The sequence below is a fragment of the Pseudoalteromonas sp. TAE56 genome (assembly GCF_000497955.1).
Taxonomy (GTDB): domain Bacteria; phylum Pseudomonadota; class Gammaproteobacteria; order Enterobacterales; family Alteromonadaceae; genus Pseudoalteromonas.
In genome coordinates, this window is sequence record NZ_AUTN01000143.1 from 62,067 (window position 1) to 81,463 (window position 19,397).

At 37.7% G+C, this 19,397-nt stretch carries 18 protein-coding genes and 1 tRNA gene; 4 read left to right on the plus strand and 15 right to left on the minus strand.

Annotated features, from left to right (window positions below):
* Positions 1-39 precede the first annotated feature (39 nt).
* From L656_RS0117615 to L656_RS0117645, 7 genes are all read right to left on the minus strand, one after another.
* Positions 40-1,617, minus strand: coding sequence for a non-canonical purine NTP pyrophosphatase (locus tag L656_RS0117615; RefSeq protein WP_024600177.1), 1,578 nt, complete (start codon positions 1,615-1,617; stop codon positions 40-42).
* The gene (locus L656_RS0117620) at positions 1,610-2,575 is read right to left on the minus strand and encodes a beta-ribofuranosylaminobenzene 5'-phosphate synthase family protein (RefSeq protein ID WP_024600178.1); all 966 of its coding nucleotides are present in this window, start codon (positions 2,573-2,575) and stop codon (positions 1,610-1,612) included. Before L656_RS0117620 ends, L656_RS0117615 begins: the two co-directional genes overlap by 8 nt.
* Entirely contained in the window at positions 2,556-3,260 is a 705-nt protein-coding gene (locus tag L656_RS0117625; RefSeq protein WP_024600179.1) for a hypothetical protein, read from the minus strand. The genes L656_RS0117620 and L656_RS0117625 overlap by 20 nt, the downstream gene beginning before the upstream one ends.
* 134 nt (positions 3,261-3,394) lie before the next feature.
* Positions 3,395-3,471, minus strand: a tRNA-Ile gene (locus L656_RS0117630).
* Between the two features lie 255 nt (positions 3,472-3,726).
* Positions 3,727-4,224: a hypothetical protein gene (locus L656_RS0117635; RefSeq protein ID WP_024600180.1), complete on the minus strand. Its 498-nt coding sequence runs from the start codon at positions 4,222-4,224 to the stop codon at positions 3,727-3,729.
* Positions 4,225-4,604: 380 nt separating this feature from the next.
* The gene (locus tag L656_RS1000000122875; protein WP_002957822.1) at positions 4,605-4,763 is read right to left on the minus strand and encodes a YqaE/Pmp3 family membrane protein; all 159 of its coding nucleotides are present in this window, start codon (positions 4,761-4,763) and stop codon (positions 4,605-4,607) included.
* A gap of 72 nt (positions 4,764-4,835) precedes the next feature.
* Entirely contained in the window at positions 4,836-5,402 is a 567-nt protein-coding gene (locus tag L656_RS0117645) for a BON domain-containing protein (RefSeq protein WP_024600181.1), read from the minus strand.
* 328 nt (positions 5,403-5,730) lie between these two features.
* Here L656_RS0117645 and L656_RS0117650 point away from each other — a divergent pair, with 328 nt between their 5' ends.
* Positions 5,731-6,393: a LiaF domain-containing protein gene (locus tag L656_RS0117650; RefSeq protein ID WP_024600182.1), complete on the plus strand. Its 663-nt coding sequence runs from the start codon at positions 5,731-5,733 to the stop codon at positions 6,391-6,393.
* A gap of 38 nt (positions 6,394-6,431) precedes the next feature.
* On the opposite strand, the gene L656_RS0117655 is transcribed toward L656_RS0117650, so the two are convergent.
* Positions 6,432-6,848 (minus strand): VOC family protein, encoded by a 417-nt coding sequence (locus tag L656_RS0117655; protein ID WP_024600183.1) that lies wholly within the window; start codon positions 6,846-6,848, stop codon positions 6,432-6,434.
* Between the two features lie 276 nt (positions 6,849-7,124).
* Here L656_RS0117655 and suhB point away from each other — a divergent pair, with 276 nt between their 5' ends.
* A complete protein-coding gene (suhB, locus tag L656_RS0117660) occupies positions 7,125-7,928 on the plus strand; it encodes an inositol-1-monophosphatase (RefSeq protein ID WP_002957826.1) in 804 nt (267 codons plus the stop codon).
* Between the two features lie 53 nt (positions 7,929-7,981).
* Here the strand turns inward: suhB and L656_RS0117665 are convergent, their stop codons facing one another.
* From L656_RS0117665 to queA, 7 genes are all read right to left on the minus strand, one after another.
* On the minus strand, positions 7,982-8,791 hold the full coding sequence (locus L656_RS0117665) for a substrate-binding periplasmic protein (RefSeq protein WP_024600184.1): 810 nt from the start codon (positions 8,789-8,791) through the stop codon (positions 7,982-7,984).
* A gap of 18 nt (positions 8,792-8,809) precedes the next feature.
* Positions 8,810-10,597 (minus strand): GGDEF domain-containing protein, encoded by a 1,788-nt coding sequence (locus tag L656_RS0117670; protein WP_024600185.1) that lies wholly within the window; start codon positions 10,595-10,597, stop codon positions 8,810-8,812.
* A gap of 129 nt (positions 10,598-10,726) precedes the next feature.
* Entirely contained in the window at positions 10,727-11,674 is a 948-nt protein-coding gene (gene secF / locus L656_RS0117675) for a protein translocase subunit SecF (protein ID WP_024600186.1), read from the minus strand.
* A gap of 9 nt (positions 11,675-11,683) precedes the next feature.
* Positions 11,684-13,543 (minus strand): protein translocase subunit SecD, encoded by a 1,860-nt coding sequence (secD, locus tag L656_RS0117680; RefSeq protein WP_010554381.1) that lies wholly within the window; start codon positions 13,541-13,543, stop codon positions 11,684-11,686.
* Between the two features lie 19 nt (positions 13,544-13,562).
* Positions 13,563-13,898 carry a preprotein translocase subunit YajC gene (gene yajC / locus L656_RS0117685; RefSeq protein ID WP_002957830.1) on the minus strand — a complete coding sequence of 112 codons (336 nt, stop codon included), beginning with the start codon at positions 13,896-13,898 and terminating at the stop codon, positions 13,563-13,565.
* A gap of 25 nt (positions 13,899-13,923) precedes the next feature.
* A complete protein-coding gene (gene tgt / locus L656_RS0117690; protein WP_024600187.1) occupies positions 13,924-15,051 on the minus strand; it encodes a tRNA guanosine(34) transglycosylase Tgt in 1,128 nt (375 codons plus the stop codon).
* Positions 15,052-15,234: 183 nt separating this feature from the next.
* Entirely contained in the window at positions 15,235-16,266 is a 1,032-nt protein-coding gene (gene queA / locus L656_RS0117695; RefSeq protein WP_024600188.1) for a tRNA preQ1(34) S-adenosylmethionine ribosyltransferase-isomerase QueA, read from the minus strand.
* A 187-nt stretch (positions 16,267-16,453) separates the two neighbouring features.
* On the opposite strand from queA, the gene L656_RS0117700 reads away from it, so the two are divergent.
* A complete protein-coding gene (locus tag L656_RS0117700; RefSeq protein WP_024600189.1) occupies positions 16,454-18,985 on the plus strand; it encodes a two-component system response regulator in 2,532 nt (843 codons plus the stop codon).
* A 181-nt stretch (positions 18,986-19,166) separates the two neighbouring features.
* Positions 19,167-19,379 carry a hypothetical protein gene (locus L656_RS0117705; RefSeq protein ID WP_002957835.1) on the plus strand — a complete coding sequence of 71 codons (213 nt, stop codon included), beginning with the start codon at positions 19,167-19,169 and terminating at the stop codon, positions 19,377-19,379.
* Positions 19,380-19,397: the final 18 nt, after the last annotated feature.

Sequence of the window (19,397 nt, forward strand, 5' to 3'; positions counted from 1 at the left end):
AAAGGATTTAATTATTAAAGCGGCTAGTTAATATTCAGGCTAATGAGGGAATTCAAACTTTCTAAGTATCAGTTTCGCAAAACCGACTCCAGTATTAGACAAGCGATATTTTCTAATTTTATTAATAACAGCAATTTCAAATAACTCACTCCTATTCATTTTAAAAAACCTGCCAACATTAGTCACATGCTTCGGCTTAGAAATCCCGTTATTATTAATCATCTCTGTGACCTGAGTGGTTGTAAAGAATTCAGATTTCTCAGCATCTCCTCTAGCAACATATAAGACTAATATAATTAACTCTTTTAGAGAAAGCTTCTCAAAATTAGAATGTTTTTGCCTTGTTTGCAAGCCCTGTCCTGCTAAAACGAGCTTCGATTCATAGTTAGTATATAAATCGTTCAACGAGCTCTCATTAGATATTTCCACCGCTTTTGCTTTTTCATGAATTAGTTTCGCAACCCCCATTTCCAATTCCCTTTCATCTCTTTCCTGGAGACCTTCTTCATTAATACTGTCGATGGGCCTGTTGCGCTGATTCTTTCGGTTAAGTCTAAGCTGACTATTGGCTGTCACTAAGACTCTTCTACTTTTATATTTACCAGAAAGATTTTGCTCTATAAACTCTACCTCTTCAACTAAGCGGAAACCAGTAATCACAATATTTTCATCTCCAAAAGAAGATATATATTCAAGAACTTTCTCTGCAACTAGAAATGGAGAAGTCTTCAATATTTCTCTAGCAAAAGCCCCTATCGCAATATCACTTCCCAACCCATGATGTTGCCAATAAATAACATGCATAAAGTCAGAAGCTTCTATGTGTAGGAAATCAAACTTATTTATTAAGTATGTCGCAATTGTGGTTTTACCTGAACAACTTAATCCATAGATAATGTGACAATTAATATTATCAACTAAGCTACCTGTTTTGCTTAATGAATTTGTAATTTTACTTTTCTCTTTAAGCAATTTGTAGCGATCTAAAACTTTAAACATTTCCTCAAATGCTTTTTTTCTAAAATCATACAGATCTGCTTTTTCAATAGGTAACATGCTCAATACGGTTGAAACATTAACAGGTACAAACCATTTGTTAAAAGTTTTATTATCAAGCCACGGGTATATGATATTTGATTCAAAATCGTATTCTTTAATCGTAAAGCTGCCTTCTGTCTTACCTACAAAATAAAAAGGCTCTTCTCTAACCTCTGGCAAATATAAAACTAAATCCGATCTAACCGTAACTGAGCGATCATTTCCTAGTAAATCTAGTTCTAAATCAATATCTATAAAATTTGCATTTTCCATCCAATACTTAACATCAAGGCCTGGGTATTCATAGTTGTATTTTCTAGAAAGCGCATGAATATCTACAGAGGTATCTTCGATTAAAAATGGCTTAACTGCACCAAGCTTAGATTTTTTAAGTTGAGATAAAGCACTTTGGAAGCTCATTTCAAGGAGTTTGCGTCTATTGTATAATCTTGGTTCTTTGTAGTTTGCTAAGCTAGTAATTTCATTGAAATTTCTTATCGTGATATCATAATTTCTACATATATGACGAGCATTTTGCATCTTTATTCGACTTGAAGTAAAAAAGATAAGCTCAAACATACTCTAACTTCCGTCCAGTGTTATTTGGCTTTAGTAATATCTCATTTAAATCATATTTTTCTTTCACATCGCGAATAACCTTTTTATTTTTTCGAGAAAATATGAATACCCCTGGCCCCATACTACTCATTCCAATACCCTTAACATGTTCATTTTCAAGCATAGAAAAAATATTTTTAACATTAGAACCACTGTATTGAACCTCAGCCAATTTCCATGCTGTGTTTCTTATTAAATCGATTGCTTCAATAAATGTTTCATAATTTTTGTCTGCTAATGATGCTGAAACCATAAATATTGCGTTATAGCATGCTTCAAAAGAGTCTATTTTAGCGATAGGAGTAATGGCATTAAAAAAATCAGCCTCTTGCTGCCCGAAGTTATTAAACATACCTTTTGGATAAAGAAATACTATATCGCCAAAAGGATAGCTTTTTTGAAAAAGTAAAGTTGGAATTTTGTTGGGTTCAACCAAGGCCGAAGGTAAATGCGGTTTATTTTCAGATTGTATTCCTGTATCAAATACGAATCCCCCAGTAAAATATGAATGAAGACCCACCCCAGAAGTTCCACCTCTACCCGATAGTACTTGCAAAAATTGAGACGTATAGTCATACCTATTGATAATCAAAAGCGCTTCAATGGCAGCTAGAGTTATAGCTGTACCACTCCCTAAACCAATATGTGGTAGAGGGGCATTATATAAACATGCTTCTAAACCATGAGGAAGCTTTAGGTCTTTTCTTATTTGCTCAAGTTTTATAACTATTCTATCTAATGTAGGCCTAAGCTCTTGAGAAGCAGGTTTAAATTCAATAATACTGGATTTTTTACCTATTAATTTAAAGCCTGTATCAACAGCCATTCCAAACCCACCATTGCATCTAAACGAGCACTGGTGCATTGCAATTAAGTTAAAATGAAGTCTTAACGGAACACTAATCGAAACTTTTTGCATTTTCCCACTCAGTATCGAAAAATTTCTTATAAGGGGCTACAAAACTAGCATTTGAACGAAAATGTATTGAAGGTAAGTATTTTCCTCTTTCATTTTTGAAGTAAGGCCCTATTACTGCGTCTTTATCAGTAATAAATAGATTGTGATTGGGCTCATGCTCATAAAACTTTACCTGGAAGCGTTGATTATATTTATCAGTAAGGCGTTTAATCGCTCGTTTACTGATGTCATATGAGGGCTGCTCTTCTGGCTCTAGAAAATCCCGGTGGGTCAGCAGCATTCTCACTGTTAGCTTTTGATTGCCATCCAGCTTTTTTATAAGAAAATTATCTTCAGCTTCTTCTTCGCAAAAATCTTCAAAGAAACGCTTAGAGGTGTGAAATATCAGGTCAAATTTAGCATCGGCTTTATTTATTAATCGAGAGTAGTATTTCTTATCACCTCTGGTGCTAAGAAACTCTAAAACACCACAATCCTCAAGCTTTTCATTATTTCGGTAATTTTTATAGCCAATCAAAAACTGAACTAAGGAAACTAAAGATGATATTGCCATACCACCTACAATTGGTGCCCACTTTTGATCGAACACCTCCATGGCATATAAGATAAGTAGAACAGTAGTTATTGAAAATAAAGAAATAAGAACAATTAATGATAAAGAAATATTTACTTTTCGTCCGTGCATCTATAGTCCGTTATGTGTTTGATTATTTGTTAAAACTATACTGTATTAATTCAGTGTGGTAAATTCAAAAGTAGCACAGAGGTAGCACAGGGTAATTTCTGTTAGTAGGTGTTTACTTGGAAAGCGTGTAAAAGTGGTGGCCCCTCCCAGACTCGAACTGGGGACCTAACGATTATGAGTCGTGTGCTCTAACCAACTGAGCTAAGGGGCCAACTTTTATATAACTGCAAGACAGTTAATTTTTGAAGCGTTCAGTCACAGAGCGACTAAAGCGGGTTGCAGTATAAAAACTTTTTAGGTGCTTGTCACTACCAAAAACCTTTATTTTAATAATCAGCAAGCTAACTGCTTAAATAGTAATCTTTTAGGCGGGTATAAACATAAAATACAAGATATTTCTCATGATATTCTCTGCACTAAATTATAAAAACCTTCCTTCAACATGTAGTCTTTTATATTTAACGCTCTATTTTTTAAGTAAAGCTAACATATATGTGTAGGCATACAAGGCTGTAAAAAATATGCTTGGGGCTACTGTAAGTGCCAAATTAGGTGTCTCATTAATTACATTCACTATAATCACTAAGCTTGATTGAACTGTAATTGGAATAATAGGCGCGAAAAGTACACCTGCTATTTTTTTGTTATTTAGGTGCGAGGCGCTAGAGTTAATTGCATTATTGAAGCTTTGGCGTATTGCTACGTTTTGTGGTGTTTTAGAATGAAACATACAAATAATTGGAGTTACAAACGCAAGCGTTACATAACTAGATTTATACTTGTTGACGACCTCTTCTAAAATAAAAGTAAAAAACAGCGTTACAAATCCACTATACAAACCTTGCACTAATGCAGCTTGAAGCGTGACCGATTTAGCAATATCTGCCGAACTGTTTGCCCAGTAGGCCCAACTAAAATAAAAAATGAATGACACAACGCCTGACAGTATAAGTCGAATATTCAATTAGCTACCTCAATATGCGTAAAAACTCGGTTTAATGATAACACTAGAAGTGATGGTAATATTGCCACTTAATAATAGAGTAATTAATCGCGTATTGTAGATATATAAATAAACTAATGTTAAAGATTTCCCAAATGGCATCAATACAGAATCAGAACACTACTGTTAGTTAGAAAGCTTAATTGAAGTAAACGATAGGTGTGGCTGAGGGAATGTTGGGAGTGAGTTACAAGACATAAATCACTTAGTTTGAGTAAATTAAAAATTAGATTTTGATAATAAATATTTACTTTAAAAACTAATATTGTGAGCCGATCAGTACTGAAGTTTTTTATTTAGCTAAACCTCAGTAGTCGGCTTACACAATATATAATCTGTCATTATTTTTTCGCAATAATGTAGATTGCATGTATTAACCCTGGGAAGTAACCTAACAGTGTTAATAAAATATTTAGCCAAAAATGCATACCTAAGCCAACTTGCAAAAATACACCTAATGGCGGCAATAAAACTGAAAGTATTATACGAATAATATCCATGATTAAACTCCATTTAAATTAAGCATTAAAAAGGCGTAAAGCCCAGTGTTAGTGGGCCTTAACTATACTGTGTTATTCAGCAGTAATAGATAGTTTATCAACTACGTCACGAACATCTTCAGCATTTTTAGCAATTTTAACTGCTAGTTGTTTTTCAGCTTCAGACTCTACTGAGCCATTCAGAGTTACTATACCGTTGTCGGTATCAACATCGATGTCTGTACCACCAACTTCTGAATCAAACAGGAAGCGAGTTGTGATTACAGTGGTGATTTTAGCGTCCGTTAGGTCGTTATCATCATCGTCCATCATGTCTTTATTTCTATCTTTTGTGTCCATGCTTTTAACAACGGTAAGGCTGTTTTCAACATCAGATACGCCATCTAGGCTAAGTACAAGTTCTTCTGCTAGCTCTTTATCAAGCTCGCTATTAACTTTACCTGTAAGTACTACCTTGCCATTTTTTACATCAGTGTTAATGTCAAAGTTGTTTAGATTAGTGTTCATAAGTAGAACTGTTTCTGCCTTACCATCAATCCAAGCATCTTTACTTTCGTTTTCCCAGCTGTTTGCTTGGGCACCCATAGCCGTAGTACCAAGAACTAGAGCTGCGATAATAGATTTGTTAAATGTTTTCATAATCTTTCTCCTTTTGATTAAAGACACTTTAACTAATGCGAGCTTTAGGCCAACTTTATTTCTATATATATTTCAATTACTTGATGTAATTCTGGGATAAGGCACTATCTATAGCAGTGTAACTATTTACAGGCTACTCGGTAAAACTTTCTCAAATAGTGAAAATAACTAGATAATTGCATTTTTGGTTAATCTATCGTTAATATAACAAAACATAAAACATCATTGAAAATTAAACCATTGATAGTTAAGATTATTATATTTGGTGCGTGCTTTGCATATAAACATCAGAAGCAGTATTAATAGCAAACATAATAAGGAATGCCCCATGTCTGTAAAAGTCGAAGACCGCCCAATAGAGCAAGTACGCGAACAAGTAATTGATCAATTAATTTATAATTACAGTCATGGGGTGATTTCTGTTGATGCATTTGAGAGACGCTTAGATAACGCGATGGATGCACCTAATAACGAAGCTCTTTTAGCCTTAGTAGAAGATTTAACACTTAATACTGATCAGCAATATAAAGCAGAAAAACAATCGCAATTTACACCACATTATAGTGCACAACAAAACAGTGATGATGATTTTACATTACGCAGCATTTTAGGCTCTAACGAGCGAAGCGGTCAGTGGGTCGTGCCAAAGAATATATATTTGAGTAACTTTATGGGATCGGTGGTGCTAGATTTTACCGATGCCATTTTTGCGCATCAAAATGTAACTATTCACGTTAACTGTATTTTTGGTAGTGATGAGATTTACGTACCAGAGCATGTAAATGTAGTGTCTAAAATGTTTTGTATTTTAAGTAGTCTTGAAAATAAATCTGTGTCGCTTAACAAACGCCAAGGTCCTACTATTCACATTGAAGGAAAGGCAGTAATGGGCTCAGTCGAAGTAAAAATAAAGCGCACAATTAAAGAAAAATTTATGAGCTTTGCAAATGAGCTAAAAACTCAGTTTGGCACGGGTAATAATCGTTCATAAAGCTTCGTTAAGCACCGCACTTTGCGGTGCTTAACCTATTATAAATCGTTATTTCGCTCACTTGGGATATCACTTAAATATTCTACAAATTCTACTTCAAACCCTGCGGGGTCAATAAAATAAACATTCTTTCTAAAAGGGTTCTCACTACCTTGCTTACTTATCCCAAAACCCGTTTTATTTAAGCGTGCTACTACTTCATTTAAGTTACTAGTTACATAAGCAAAGTGTGCAAAACCAACTTGATGGCCCGATAAGTTTCTGTTTTCACCCTCACCATGATCGCTTATCGCAATATAATGCGTGTCATCCCCAAAGTGTACCCAGCGTCTTGGTTTTCCATGCCAATCGCCTCTGCCCTCACTTCTAATCGACCAATGTGGAAATACAGCTCGGTAAAATTTAAGCATACTATCTATATCACTCGCGACTAAGTTTACGTGCTCTAAATACATTATGTTGTCCTATCAATTAAGTTAGGAGCACGATAAAACCTCAAGCTAACTTTAGGTAAAGCGTTATTTACAATTAATTCGATTTAATAAACATATAAAGGAACATAATGACTTATTAATTGCTCATTATTATTTTTTAAAAATATATACACATTTCAATCTTGTATAAAAAACAAACATAAGTATTTGGGGTTTATTGTTTACTTTATGTCAAAAGTCGCTAAAATACGCCGGCTGAAATATATAAACGTTCTTTTACAACCCAAAGGTAATACCATGCATCCAATGTTAAACATTGCGGTTCGCGCTGCGCGCAACGCAGGCAAAATTTTACTTCGCGCAAGTGAAGATTTATCAAAAGTTGAAGTGCAACAAAAAGGCGCTAACGACTTAGTAACTAACATTGATAAAGAAGCCGAAGCCGTAATTCGTGACACTATTTTACAGTCTTACCCTACTCACTCTATTGTTGGTGAGGAATTAGGTGAGCATAAAGGCAAGGATGATGATTACCAATGGATTGTAGATCCTATCGATGGAACAACTAACTTCATCAAAGGTATCCCTCATTACGCGGTTTCTATCGCACTTAAAGTTAAAGGTCGTTTAGACCAAGCTGTTATTTATGATCCAATTCGTGGCGAGCTTTTCACTGCGTCTCGCGGACAAGGCACTCAGTTAAACAGCAAACGTCTACGTGTTAGCAAAACAACGGTCCTTGCAGGCACTGTACTTGCTACTGGCTTCCCTTTCAAAAACAAAAACCACATGGACGCATACACTGAAGCGTTTAAAGCATTGTTTGTACACACTGCAGACATTCGTCGCGCAGGTTGTTCTGCTTTAGATATGGCATACGTTGCTGCTGGCCGTGTTGATGGTTTTTTTGAAATTGGTTTAAAACCTTGGAACTCTGCTGCAGGCGAACTTATGGTTAAAGAAGCCGGCGGTATGGTTGTAGATTTCGCTGGTGGTAATAACTATAACCACAGCGGCAATATTATCTGTGGTTCACCAAAATTGACTCAAGCAATTATTCGTGAAATTCGTCCAGTATTAACTGAGTCGTTACTTCGCTAATTTAATGCTATTAATAGCATGCTAAAAAGGAGCTCAGGCTCCTTTTTTTGTGCCTAAAAATAAGGGTTATCGAGTTTAATCTCAACCGTTTTGCCTTTTGTATACGGTAAAGTATTTAAATCCTTTGCGAAGTATTCATCAAATAATGCATCAAACTCGCCGTTTTTCTGCATCACAATTAACCCCTCTTCAATAGCCTTTGCCAATTCAGGTTTACTTTTAGTCACAAAATAATAAATCCCCGTTGGGTAGCTTATGTACAAGTTTGGCACCACAACAAGGTTACTTTGCTTGTTTTCGATAAGTTCGGAATTAACCTCAATAAACGAGCGAGGAAAGTAATCTATTCGCCCACGGCTTGTTAGAGTAAACATGGCTTGGTAGTTAGTAAGCGGCCTTACATGTAGCCCGTTGTACGACATGATTCTTGTATCTGGCCAGTTGTGACCTTGCACTGCTGAAAACTCTCCTAGCTGCTCAAGAGTTTTTACGTTTTTAAAACGTGCTACATTTTGTTTATTAGTGAGCAAAGCTCGCTTACCTATATAGCCTTTAAATAGTGGAATTTTTATTGCCAAAGCGAGCGTCTCTCGCTCTGGACTACTCATACTCCAATACATATCTAATTCGTTATCATCTAGGTTTATTAACTTACGCTTTTGCAGATCTGATATGGAGGTCATTCGGATAACACCGGGGTAGTTAACACTTTCAAGTGCACGTACTAATAACTCATTAAGGTACTCTTCACGAGCATTTTGGGTATCTTGCTTTTGAGCTACATTAATTATTTGCTCTTGCGCCACAAGTGCAAAACTTACAAACAGAGTTAATACACTAATAGAAATTTTTATTGGCAACATAACAATTACCTACTTTATTTAAATCACCTGCTTATTGCTTACTAAGCGCACCACAGCGGGAGCTGGCCCTTTACGTTTGCAAATAAACAAATAACTATGGCGATAACGTTTGGCCTCTTTTTTAGCATCAGTTGCAAGTGCTGCAACCTGATGGCTGTTTTTACATTGCTGTAAATCAGGCACAACTAAGCCAATCGATAACGTTAGTAAAGGCACAAATTGCTTTTCTCCTTCACGATTTGTGGCCCAATACCCTTTGCTCTTTATGTGCTCAGGTGTAAAAAATATACGAGACTGGTGTTCAAATTGCTCAATAATGGTATTACATATATCAACAGCGTTGTGCTGATCAAACACCACCATAAAGTCATCGCCACCTATATGCCCTACAAAGTTAGCACTATTTTTACACGCTTGCACTGTTACATCAGCTAATAGTTTAATTACACTGTCGCCGCTAGCGTAGCCATATAAGTCATTAAATTGCTTAAAATGATTAAGGTCTATATACGCGAGTGAAAACGAATTACTACCTCTTAATCGCTGCTCTATAGCCTCATTAATTGCTACATTACCAGGGAGCATAGTAAGCGGATTAGCATGTTGTGCATGACGTATTTTTTCTTCGGTTATGTGTTTTAAAATATCGCGAAGCGGCGCTAATCCTAAATAAGCTTTTTCTCTAGTTATCACTATATGGCGGCGTATATCAAAGTCTTGCTCAGTTATTTGCTTACTTACGGTATCGAGTAATTGGTTTTCATCAACGACTAAGGGCTGCTTATCCATAAGTGCAGTAACTGGGCGTTTATCGTAAAGGGCATGTCCATAGGGCGCTGCAAAAACTTCTGTTAATTGATCTCTGTGAAGTAGCCCTATTGGCTGCTTTTCAGTACTTAACACTGCAATACTTATAAGTAATTTATCTTGCTCAAAGAGCTTATGTGCATCTTTACAACGAGTATCACTATTTATTGCAGGTTGCGTAATCGATAGGCGACCTATGGCCATTGATTGATCTAATAATGCGTTTGTTTGCACAAATGAAAGTGCCTGCAGCTGTTCTGAGCTGAAGTCCTCACTTGGCTTTATGCTTGGCTTTTCGAGTAAAAACCCTTGTACATTACTAATACCTAAATTCTCTACCAATGTAAGCTCTTCTGCGCGCTCTATGCCTTCGGCAATAACCTGAGTATTAGTAGCTCTAGCCAGAACGGTAATAGATTTCAAAAACTCTTTTTTAACTTCGCTTTCATCACAATGATCAATAAAATAGCGGTCAATCTTTACAAAGTCGGGGCATAGTTCAGACCATTGCTTTAATCCTGAATACCCAGCGCCTAAATCATCTATTGCTATAGTAAAACCGAGCTCTCGATAATGGGCAATCGTTTTTAATAACAAGAAGCCATCATCTACTTTTTCTTGCTCAGTAACCTCTATAACTACACGGTTAGCAGCTAAGCCAAATTGCTCTATTAGGTGCAGTGTTTCCCCTTTAGGGTGGCAAGGGTCTAATAGTGTTTTAGGGCTTACATTTAAAAATAATTTACCTTGTAGATTAAGCCTTACAAAGTTTTCAATCGCTTTTGAGCGACATAGTAATTCAAGCTCCGAAATTAAACCTTCCTCATGGGCAACTTTAAATAACGTATTAGGCATTTCTAACGGGCTATTTTTAGGTCCTCGACTAAGTGCTTCGTAACCTAAAATAACTTGATTACTAATATCAAAAATAGGCTGAAACAGCGTAGTTATTTCACCGCTTTTTAAAATGTACTCTAATACTTTGCGCTGAATCGTCACGTATTTGCCTAATAACTATTTTGATTGGAGCAATAAAGTACCAAGTGTGTATGACATTTTTATTGCGCAAAAAAATGCGCTCATAAAAAAACCGCTCATAAGAGCGGTTTTTATTAAGTACAAACCTAGTTACGGCATAGCGTCTTGGTCTGCACCTTCTTTTTCAATTACTTCTGGTATTAAGTCTTCTTTGCTTACGCCCATTGCTATAGCAACAGAGCTCGCAACATAAATCGAAGAATAAGTACCAATAAACACACCAAACAGCAATGCAGTTGCAAAGCCATGAATGGTTTGTCCGCCCCATGCAAACAAAGCAATCAATACTAAAATAGTCGTGATTGAAGTTACAAGTGTACGGTTAAGTGTTTGTGTAAGTGAAATATCAATAATTTCTACAGTATCGTCAATGCGCACTTTGCGGAAGTTTTCACGTATACGGTCAGATACAACAATCGTATCGTTAAGTGAATAACCTATTACCGCAAGAATTGCCGCTAATATAGTTAAATCAAACTCTAAACCTAATACCGAAAATAAACCCACAGTAATAATAACATCGTGTAGTAGTGCACCTACCGCACCCACAGCAAAGCGCCATTCAAAACGAAATGCAACGTAGATTAAGATACAAATAAGCGCAGTTAGCATGGCAAGGCCACCCTGCTCTTTTAAGTCTTCACCTACACTTGGGCCTACAAACTCAATACGGCGCATTACTACGCTGTCGTCTGCTTTTTTAAGTGCGTCGATTACTTGGTTACCAATCACTTCAGCTTTTACATCGCTACCGCGTGGTGCTAAGCGAACTAAAATCTCTTGGCTTGAACCAAATAGCTGCACTGATGCATCAGCAAAACCATTATCAGCTAGTGCATCACGTACTTTTTTAAGGTCAGCCGGTTGTGAAAAACCCACTTCTACCGCTGTACCGCCGGTAAAATCTAAACCAAAGTTTAGGCCCTTAACAAAAATTGATGCAAACGACGCTAAAATTAATAACGTCGAAAAACCCATAGCCACTTTACGAAGAGACATGAAACGAAGGGTTCTACTACCCAAACTTAAAATTTGCATGTCAGCTCCTTAAATCGAAAGTTTATCAATACGTTTACCACCAACAAACAAGTTGATTACCGCACGGGTACCAACGATGGCTGTAAACATTGAAGTTAAAATACCAATCGCAAGTGTTACTGCAAAGCCAGCTATTGGGCCGGTACCTACTGCAAACAGTATAATGGCAGCAATTAGCGTGGTGATGTTGGCATCGAATATAGTGCTAAATGCGCTATCGTAACCAAAATGAATCGCTTGTTGAGGGCTACGGCCATCGGCCAGCTCTTCACGAATACGTTCAAAAATAAGTACGTTAGCATCAACTGCCATACCTACCGTTAATACAATACCGGCAATACCAGGTAGCGTAAGTGTAGCGCCCGGAATTAAAGACATAACACCTACAATTAGTACTAAGTTAGCCGCAAGCGCAAGGTTTGCAACCATACCAAAACCTTTGTAGTACACAAGCATAAACACAAGTACAAATGCAAAGCCAAGTGCAACCGCAGTCATACCCGCTTCAATATTTTCTTGTCCTAAGCTTGGACCTACTGTGCGCTCTTCAACAATTTGAATTGGTGCAACAAGCGCACCTGCACGAAGTAGCAAACTTAAGTTATGTGCTTCAGCTGGGTTATCGATACCTGTAATACGGAACGAGCGATCAAGACGAGCTTGAATTGTTGCTACGTTAATAACTTCTTCTACCTTAATAGGCGGAAGCGCTTTACCGTCTGCATCTTTTTTACCTGATGGCTTATATTCAATAAATACCGTTGCCATACGCTTACCAATAGCACGTTTGGTAAAGGCATTCATTTTTGCCCCACCTTTGCTATCGAGCGTAATACTAACTTGTGGGCGTTGGTATTCATCAGCGCCAGATTGCGCGCCAGTAATATGACTGCCTTCTAGAATAATACGCTTTTTAAGTACAACAGGGTAACCGTCGCGGCTCATGATCATTTCAGTACCCGCTGGGATACGACCTTGGGCAGCAGCGCTAATATCAGCGTTTTCGTCTACTTCACGAAATTCAAGTGTTGCTGTCGCACCTAAAATTTCTTTAGCACGTGCTGTGTCTTGAATACCTGGTAGTTGAACAATAATACGCTCAGCGCCTTGGCGTTGTACGTTAGGCTCTGCAACACCAATTTGGTTGATACGGTTACGAATAATCGTTTCATTTTGCTTGATAGCGTAGTCACGAATCTCTTTGAGTTTTTGCTCACTCATTGTAGCAAAGAATGCTTTATCGTTACTGCTGTCATCAATGTAGACATTTAGCGGGTAGCGAGTTTCTAAGAAGCTCTCTGCTGCGTCTTTATCTGCTTCGGTACGCATTTCTACACGCATACGATCGGAGCCTGCTACGCGGCGAACACTACGGTAACGTAGTTTTTCTTCGCGCAGGTCGCTACGAAAATCTTGTTCCATTTGCTCAAGCTGGTTATCAACCGCTGTTGCCATGTCGATTTCCATGGTGAAATGTACGCCACCACTTAAATCAAGCCCTAGCTTCATAGGGTTACCACCAACCGCTTTTAACCAAGCTGGTTGAGCAGGTGCCATATTAATGGCAGAAATGTAATCGTCGCTCAGTGAATCGCGCAGTAAGTCATGCGCTTTAAGCTGTTCTTCAACATTTTTTAAACGAACCAAAATTTGTCCATCTTCAAGTATTGTCGATTTAGCGGTTACATTATTTTTTTCAAGGATTGCGTTTACTTTGTCTACAACACTGAGATCTACATCAGCGCCTTTAGCACCTGAAACTTGTATAGCCGGATCGCGACCATACAAGTTTGGAGAGGCATATAAAAGGCCAATGGCTACCACAGCTAAAACAAGTAAATACTTCCAAACTGGAAACTTGTTTAACACGGGGTCGTCCTTATTATTTTTATAGCGACTTCATTGTGCCTTTTGGCAATACTGCAGATACTGCAGATTTTTGTACTGTTACTTCTGCTTGCTCGTTTAAAGAGATAACGATGAAATCTTTCTCTTCAGAAATTTTCACAATTTTACCCACTAAACCACCTTGGGTAAGTACTTCATCGCCTTTAGCCATCATACTCATTAAGCTTTTGTGCTCTTTAACGCGCTTAGCTTGCGGGCGGTAGATTAAAAAGTAAAAAACCAAACCGAAAATAGCTAACATAATTAGCATTTCCCAACCACCGCCTGCCGCAGGTTGACCAGCTGCTGCGTGTGCATTTGAAATAAATAAACTCATGATACTTCCTCTTTAATTTTAAAGTTTAATTTTTTATATCTACTAGCTCTGGCACGTCTTGGCCTCGGCGAGCATAAAAATCTTGTACAAATTCTTCTAATTTACCTTCGCTAATCGCATTACGTAAACCTTCCATAACACGTTGATAGTAACGTAAGTTATGAATTGTGTTTAGTCGCGCACCTAATATTTCGTTACATTTATCAAGGTGATGCAAATAAGCTCGTGAATAGTTTTTACACGTATGGCAATCACACTCAGGGTCAAGTGGCCCTGTGTCTGTTTTATGCACTGCGTTACGAATTTTAACTACACCCGTGGTAATAAATAAATGGCCGTTACGCGCATTACGTGTTGGCATAACACAGTCAAACATATCAATACCACGGCGAACAGACTCCACTAAGTCCTCTGGCTTGCCTACACCCATAAGGTAGCGTGGTTTGTCTTCTGGCATTTTAAACGCACAATGATCAAGAATATTCATCATTTCGTTTTTAGGCTCGCCTACTGATAGACCACCTAATGCATAGCCATCAAAGCCAATTTCTTCTAAGCCTGCTTGCGATTGTGCACGTAATTCTGGGTACATACCACCTTGAATAATACCAAACAAAGCAGATGGATTGTCGCCATGCCCTTCTTTTGAACGCTTAGCCCAACGAAGAGATAACTCCATAGAATCTTTAGCTTCTTTTTCAGTTGCTGGGTATGGCGTACACTCGTCAAAAATCATAACGATGTCTGAGCCTAAGTCGCGCTGTACTTCCATCGACTTTTCAGGCGACATCATAATTTCATCACCATTTACTGGAGATTGAAATAACACGCCTTCTTCAGTGATTTTACGCATTGCGCCTAAGCTAAATACTTGGAAACCGCCTGAGTCAGTTAAAATTGGGAAATCCCAATTCATAAAGTCGTGTAAATCACCATGTTGCTTAATGATTTCAGTACCTGGGCGAAGCATTAAATGAAAGGTATTACCTAAACATATTTGCGCACCAGTGGCTTTTACTTCATCTGGTGTCATACCTTTTACAGTACCGTAAGTACCAACAGGCATAAATGCAGGTGTTTCTATTACACCACGGTCAAAAATTAAGCGGCCGCGGCGCGCTTTTCCGTCAGTACAATCTAATTCAAATTTCATATCATCCTCAATGTCGGAAAAACAGTCCAACAAGCTATAATTTAACCGCTCGATTCTACCCTTTTTGCCTCATTAATACTATTAGCTGCGATAAATTCAATCTTGCTTATTACGCTAAACAAAAACCCCAGCAACGAAGCTGGGGTTTTTAATGTTTTTTACTGAGCATTAAATAACAAGCTGTTACTTGCGTGTTAAAAACATCGCATCACCGTAACTAAAAAAGCGGTACTGTTGTTCAATTGCGGTATTGTATGCGCCCATAATATTGTCTTGTCCGCTAAAAGCACTTACTAACATAATGAGTGTTGACTCAGGTAGGTGAAAATTAGTGACCATGGCATCAACAACATTAAATTGGTAACCCGGAAAAATAAATATATCGGTATCACCAAAATACGTATCTAACTTGCCGCCGTGAACTTTAGCTGCCGACTCTAATGAGCGAACTGAAGTTGTGCCAACCGCAATTACGCGCCCGCCACTTGCTTTGGTTTGTGCAACGGCAGCAACTACATCATCGGGCACTTCTATGTACTCGGAATGCATTATATGCTCATCAACACTATCTACTCGTACTGGCTGAAAAGTACCTGCACCCACGTGCAAAGTAACAAAGGCCATGTTTACACCTTTATCCTTCAGTGCCGTCATTAACTTATCGTCAAAATGTAAGCCCGCTGTTGGCGCAGCAACTGCACCTGGCTTTTCTCCATAAACAGTTTGGTAACGCTCACGGTCAGCATCGGTATCAGGTCGGTCAATATAAGGAGGCAGTGGCATATGACCAATATCATTAAGTATATCTAGCACATTTTGGCTATGATCAAACTCAAGCTCAAATAATGTATCGTGGCGTGCAACCATTATTGCTTTAGCTTTACCTTCAAGAATAACTTCGTTACCAACCTTAAGCGACTTGCTCGCGCGTACATGTGCAAGTACTCGGTGTTCATCTAACACTCGCTCTACAAGCACTTCAACTTTGCCGCCAGAGGCTTTTTGACCAAACATACGTGCTGGAATAACGCGTGTATTGTTAAAGACTAATAAATCGCCTTCGTTTACTAAATCAAGTATGTCGCTAAACACTTTATGTTCTAGAGTTCCGCTTGGGCCATCTAAAGTAAGTAAACGGCTGCTAGTTCTGTCCGCTTTAGGAAAACGAGCTATTAATTCATCAGGTAAGTCAAAGCTAAAGTCAGCCACGCGCATAATTAGTAATCCACATCATTTAAAATCGCGCCAAGTGTATATGTATCGGATATTAAGCTCAAGAAATCAGCCAAACTTATAATGCCTTGTTTACGTGTTTGTCATTTAATTTTCTTGTTCTTATGGTTAAATGTCACTATTCTTGTTCGGCTGAATTATTATAAGTTACATTAGAGGTAATCAACACGTGCCAAACCAGCTTAAATTGCTAATATTAAACGCAAGTAGTGCTGAACGCCGCGCGATTAAGGCCACTTTAGATAGCTTAAATGTATTTACCTTTATTGATGCGCAAGATAGCCAACAAGCTTTAAAGCTTTTAAAACAACACCCTGTTGATATTATAATAACGGGCATTAATGTTGGTAAAATTGACGGCTGGCGCTTTTCGAGGATGATCCGCTCAGGATTATTAAAAACACCAAAAAACACCCCAATTTTACTTATCCCGCCAATTTACTGTGAGCGTATTGCCGAAACAACAGCCCGAAGCTACGGGATAGATGCTGTATTACCATTTGAACATAAAGACATGCTTCCTCAAGTGCTTGCGAATGTTCTATCTACTCACCTAGAGAAAAGTAGCCGACTAAATTTATTGCTATTAGAGCCACTTCAAAATACGGCCGACAAAATTAGTGAACAGTTAAAGTTAAACTTTGCTATTACTCACGTTACCTCAGCCAAAGCAGCACTAAACGCTTACAACCAACAGCAGTTTTCAATTGTGCTACTCGATGCCACTACATCAAGTGCAGAGAGCTCCAGTGTACTCGTTGAAGAAATCCTACAGCACAATTCCAAACAAGCTATTGTTACTATTATAGAAAGTGATGATGCTGATTACGCTGAGCAGCTTTTGCTCTCTGGTGTTACCGACTTTATTAGAGCCCCATACGACCCTTCATTTTTAAATAAAGTGTGTGACCACGCCGCACGACGTGAAGATTTTATGGTGAGTTATGCTGAGTTTGCTTACAAAGTAGAGCAACTAAGCGTGAGTGAAGTGCGTTATAAGGAGTTATTTTCGGCTCATCAGCGTATTTTATTGCATTTGAATACGGTTGTTTTAGAGCTTGATCAACAAGGTCATATTCGTTTTATTAACCCTGCCTGGGAAGCATTAAGCGGTTTTGGTGTTAAATCATCACTACAAAACCCATTAAGCGCTTATTGTAATAACGAAGATAAAGGAAGACTAAATTACACTATTAACGACATTTTACATGGTGGCGAGCAGCAGCAACAAATAGAAGTAAAGCTCACCCATAAAAATGGCAATTTAATTTGGGTCGAATGCAGATTACAGCTAATCAAAAATAGTCGTAATAACGCGACCATAACCGCCACTATCGACAACATACACGAACGTAAACAAGCAGAAATCCAACTACGTCATTTAGCACACCATGACCCATTAACTGGTTTACACAACCGTTATTACTTCGACCAACAGCTTAATAAAATATGCCAAGATAAATACACGTATGATGGCATAGAGCATGCTGTTATTTATATTGACCTCGATCACTTTAAAATAATAAACGACAGCAAAGGTCACCACCAAGGTGACATAGTATTAAAAGAAGTGGCGCAATTATTTAAAGCAAATATTGGCGAAGACCATTTAGTGTGCCGAATAGGCGGCGATGAGTTTGCAGTAATACTTACCGATATGAACTTACTGGATGCACACCTTATTGCAGAAGGTGTGTGCAGCGCGATAGAAAAACATGCTTTTAAATCAGAAGATCAGATATATACAATTAGCTGCTCTATCGGTTTAACTCAAATTACGACACAAAATAATGATCCTAATGAGTGTTTAAAACAAGCCGATATTGCTTTGTATATTGCCAAAAATTTAGGGCGTAACTTAGTACATTGCTATTCAAAAGAGGATGCTCAAAACAATACGCTTCAAACAGGGCTTGAATGGGGTCACGAAATTCGCCAAGCACTGCAGCAAGATAATATTGAACTGCATTACCAACCTATTTGGGATTTTAAAGAGTGTAAAGTTGCTTATTTTGAAGCGCTCTTACGCTTAAAGCTCAAAGGTGAACTTATATACCCAAATCAATTTATTCCCTCTTTAGAGATGCTTAACGACACATTTTTGATGGATCAATGCGTTATACGTAATGCCGTTGCTTGTGTGTCTAAGCACCCAGAGTTAAATCAAGTTGCTATCAATTTGTCAGCACAATCATTTTTAGATGAACGCTTACTGCCATTAATTGAATCAAATCTTGAAAAGTATAACGTGCCCCCTTCGCGGATAATTTTTGAAATAACTGAATCAGCAAGTATTAACAATTTAAAAGCGACTCGTAAAATGATCGAGAAGCTTAATAGCTTAGGCTGTCATTTTTCTATTGATGATTTTGGAACTGGCTTTAGTACATTTAACTATTTAAAGCAGCTTCCGGCACAGCATGTAAAAATTGATGGCTCATTTGTAAGCGACATGCTTAATGACCCTATAGACTTAGCGTTAGTAAAAGCAATAAATGATATTAGTCGGTCTCTCGATAAGCGCTCTGTAGCTGAGTACGTTGAAAACGAAGAGATATTTTTTGCACTAAAAGAGATAGGTGTTGATTATGGACAAGGCTACTTTATTGCACGCCCAATACCTGTTGAAAAAGTAAAAGATGAACTTGAAAAAATTTCAAAAAATAAAACGTTTTACCAACAACAAGCTAGCCCAAAATAAACAAAATTAAACAATTTGTTACTACCAATATTACCTTTCTTGCCTATACTTTCAGTATCAAATGAAAAATGTCGTACCTTTTAATGCATTTCACTTTAAAAACATGACATTACCTTTTGGCGACGTAGTACTGATATTTATAGTGGGTTTCAAAGCTATTTAGGCTTTTAAGGAGAAAGGTATGACACAGCTAGTTATGTTATTACTGATTATACATTTTGCAATCGCGTATCAGTGTTATCGTTACGCAAATATTAAAGGCTACCCAGTTAAGGTTTTTACTGTATTAGGCTGCGTGCCTTACTTTAACTTAGTGGTATGGATTTATTTACTATTTTTACCCGAACTTGAGCCTTTTGAAAGCCATCTTCAAAATCAAAAGCAGCCTTTATAGGCTGCTTTCATTTATTTC

Bases quoted from the DNA above. Each gene is read 5' to 3' on its own strand.
- yajC (WP_002957830.1), bottom strand. From the start codon at position 13,898: ATGAGTTTATTTATTTCAAATGCACACGCAGCAGCTGGTCAACCTGCG.
- queA (WP_024600188.1), bottom strand. From the start codon at position 16,266: ATGCGCGTGGCTGACTTTAGCTTTGACTTACCTGATGAATTAATAGCT.
- L656_RS0117645 (WP_024600181.1), bottom strand. From the start codon at position 5,402: ATGAAAACATTTAACAAATCTATTATCGCAGCTCTAGTTCTTGGTACT.
- L656_RS0117705 (WP_002957835.1), top strand. From the start codon at position 19,167: ATGACACAGCTAGTTATGTTATTACTGATTATACATTTTGCAATCGCG.
- L656_RS0117625 (WP_024600179.1), bottom strand. From the start codon at position 3,260: ATGCACGGACGAAAAGTAAATATTTCTTTATCATTAATTGTTCTTATT.
- L656_RS0117665 (WP_024600184.1), bottom strand. From the start codon at position 8,791: ATGTTGCCAATAAAAATTTCTATTAGTGTATTAACTCTGTTTGTAAGT.
- L656_RS1000000122875 (WP_002957822.1), bottom strand. From the start codon at position 4,763: ATGGATATTATTCGTATAATACTTTCAGTTTTATTGCCGCCATTAGGT.
- tgt (WP_024600187.1), bottom strand. From the start codon at position 15,051: ATGAAATTTGAATTAGATTGTACTGACGGAAAAGCGCGCCGCGGCCGC.
- suhB (WP_002957826.1), top strand. From the start codon at position 7,125: ATGCATCCAATGTTAAACATTGCGGTTCGCGCTGCGCGCAACGCAGGC.
- L656_RS0117615 (WP_024600177.1), bottom strand. From the start codon at position 1,617: ATGTTTGAGCTTATCTTTTTTACTTCAAGTCGAATAAAGATGCAAAAT.
- L656_RS0117620 (WP_024600178.1), bottom strand. From the start codon at position 2,575: ATGCAAAAAGTTTCGATTAGTGTTCCGTTAAGACTTCATTTTAACTTA.
- L656_RS0117650 (WP_024600182.1), top strand. From the start codon at position 5,731: ATGTCTGTAAAAGTCGAAGACCGCCCAATAGAGCAAGTACGCGAACAA.
- L656_RS0117655 (WP_024600183.1), bottom strand. From the start codon at position 6,848: ATGTATTTAGAGCACGTAAACTTAGTCGCGAGTGATATAGATAGTATG.
- secF (WP_024600186.1), bottom strand. From the start codon at position 11,674: ATGCAAATTTTAAGTTTGGGTAGTAGAACCCTTCGTTTCATGTCTCTT.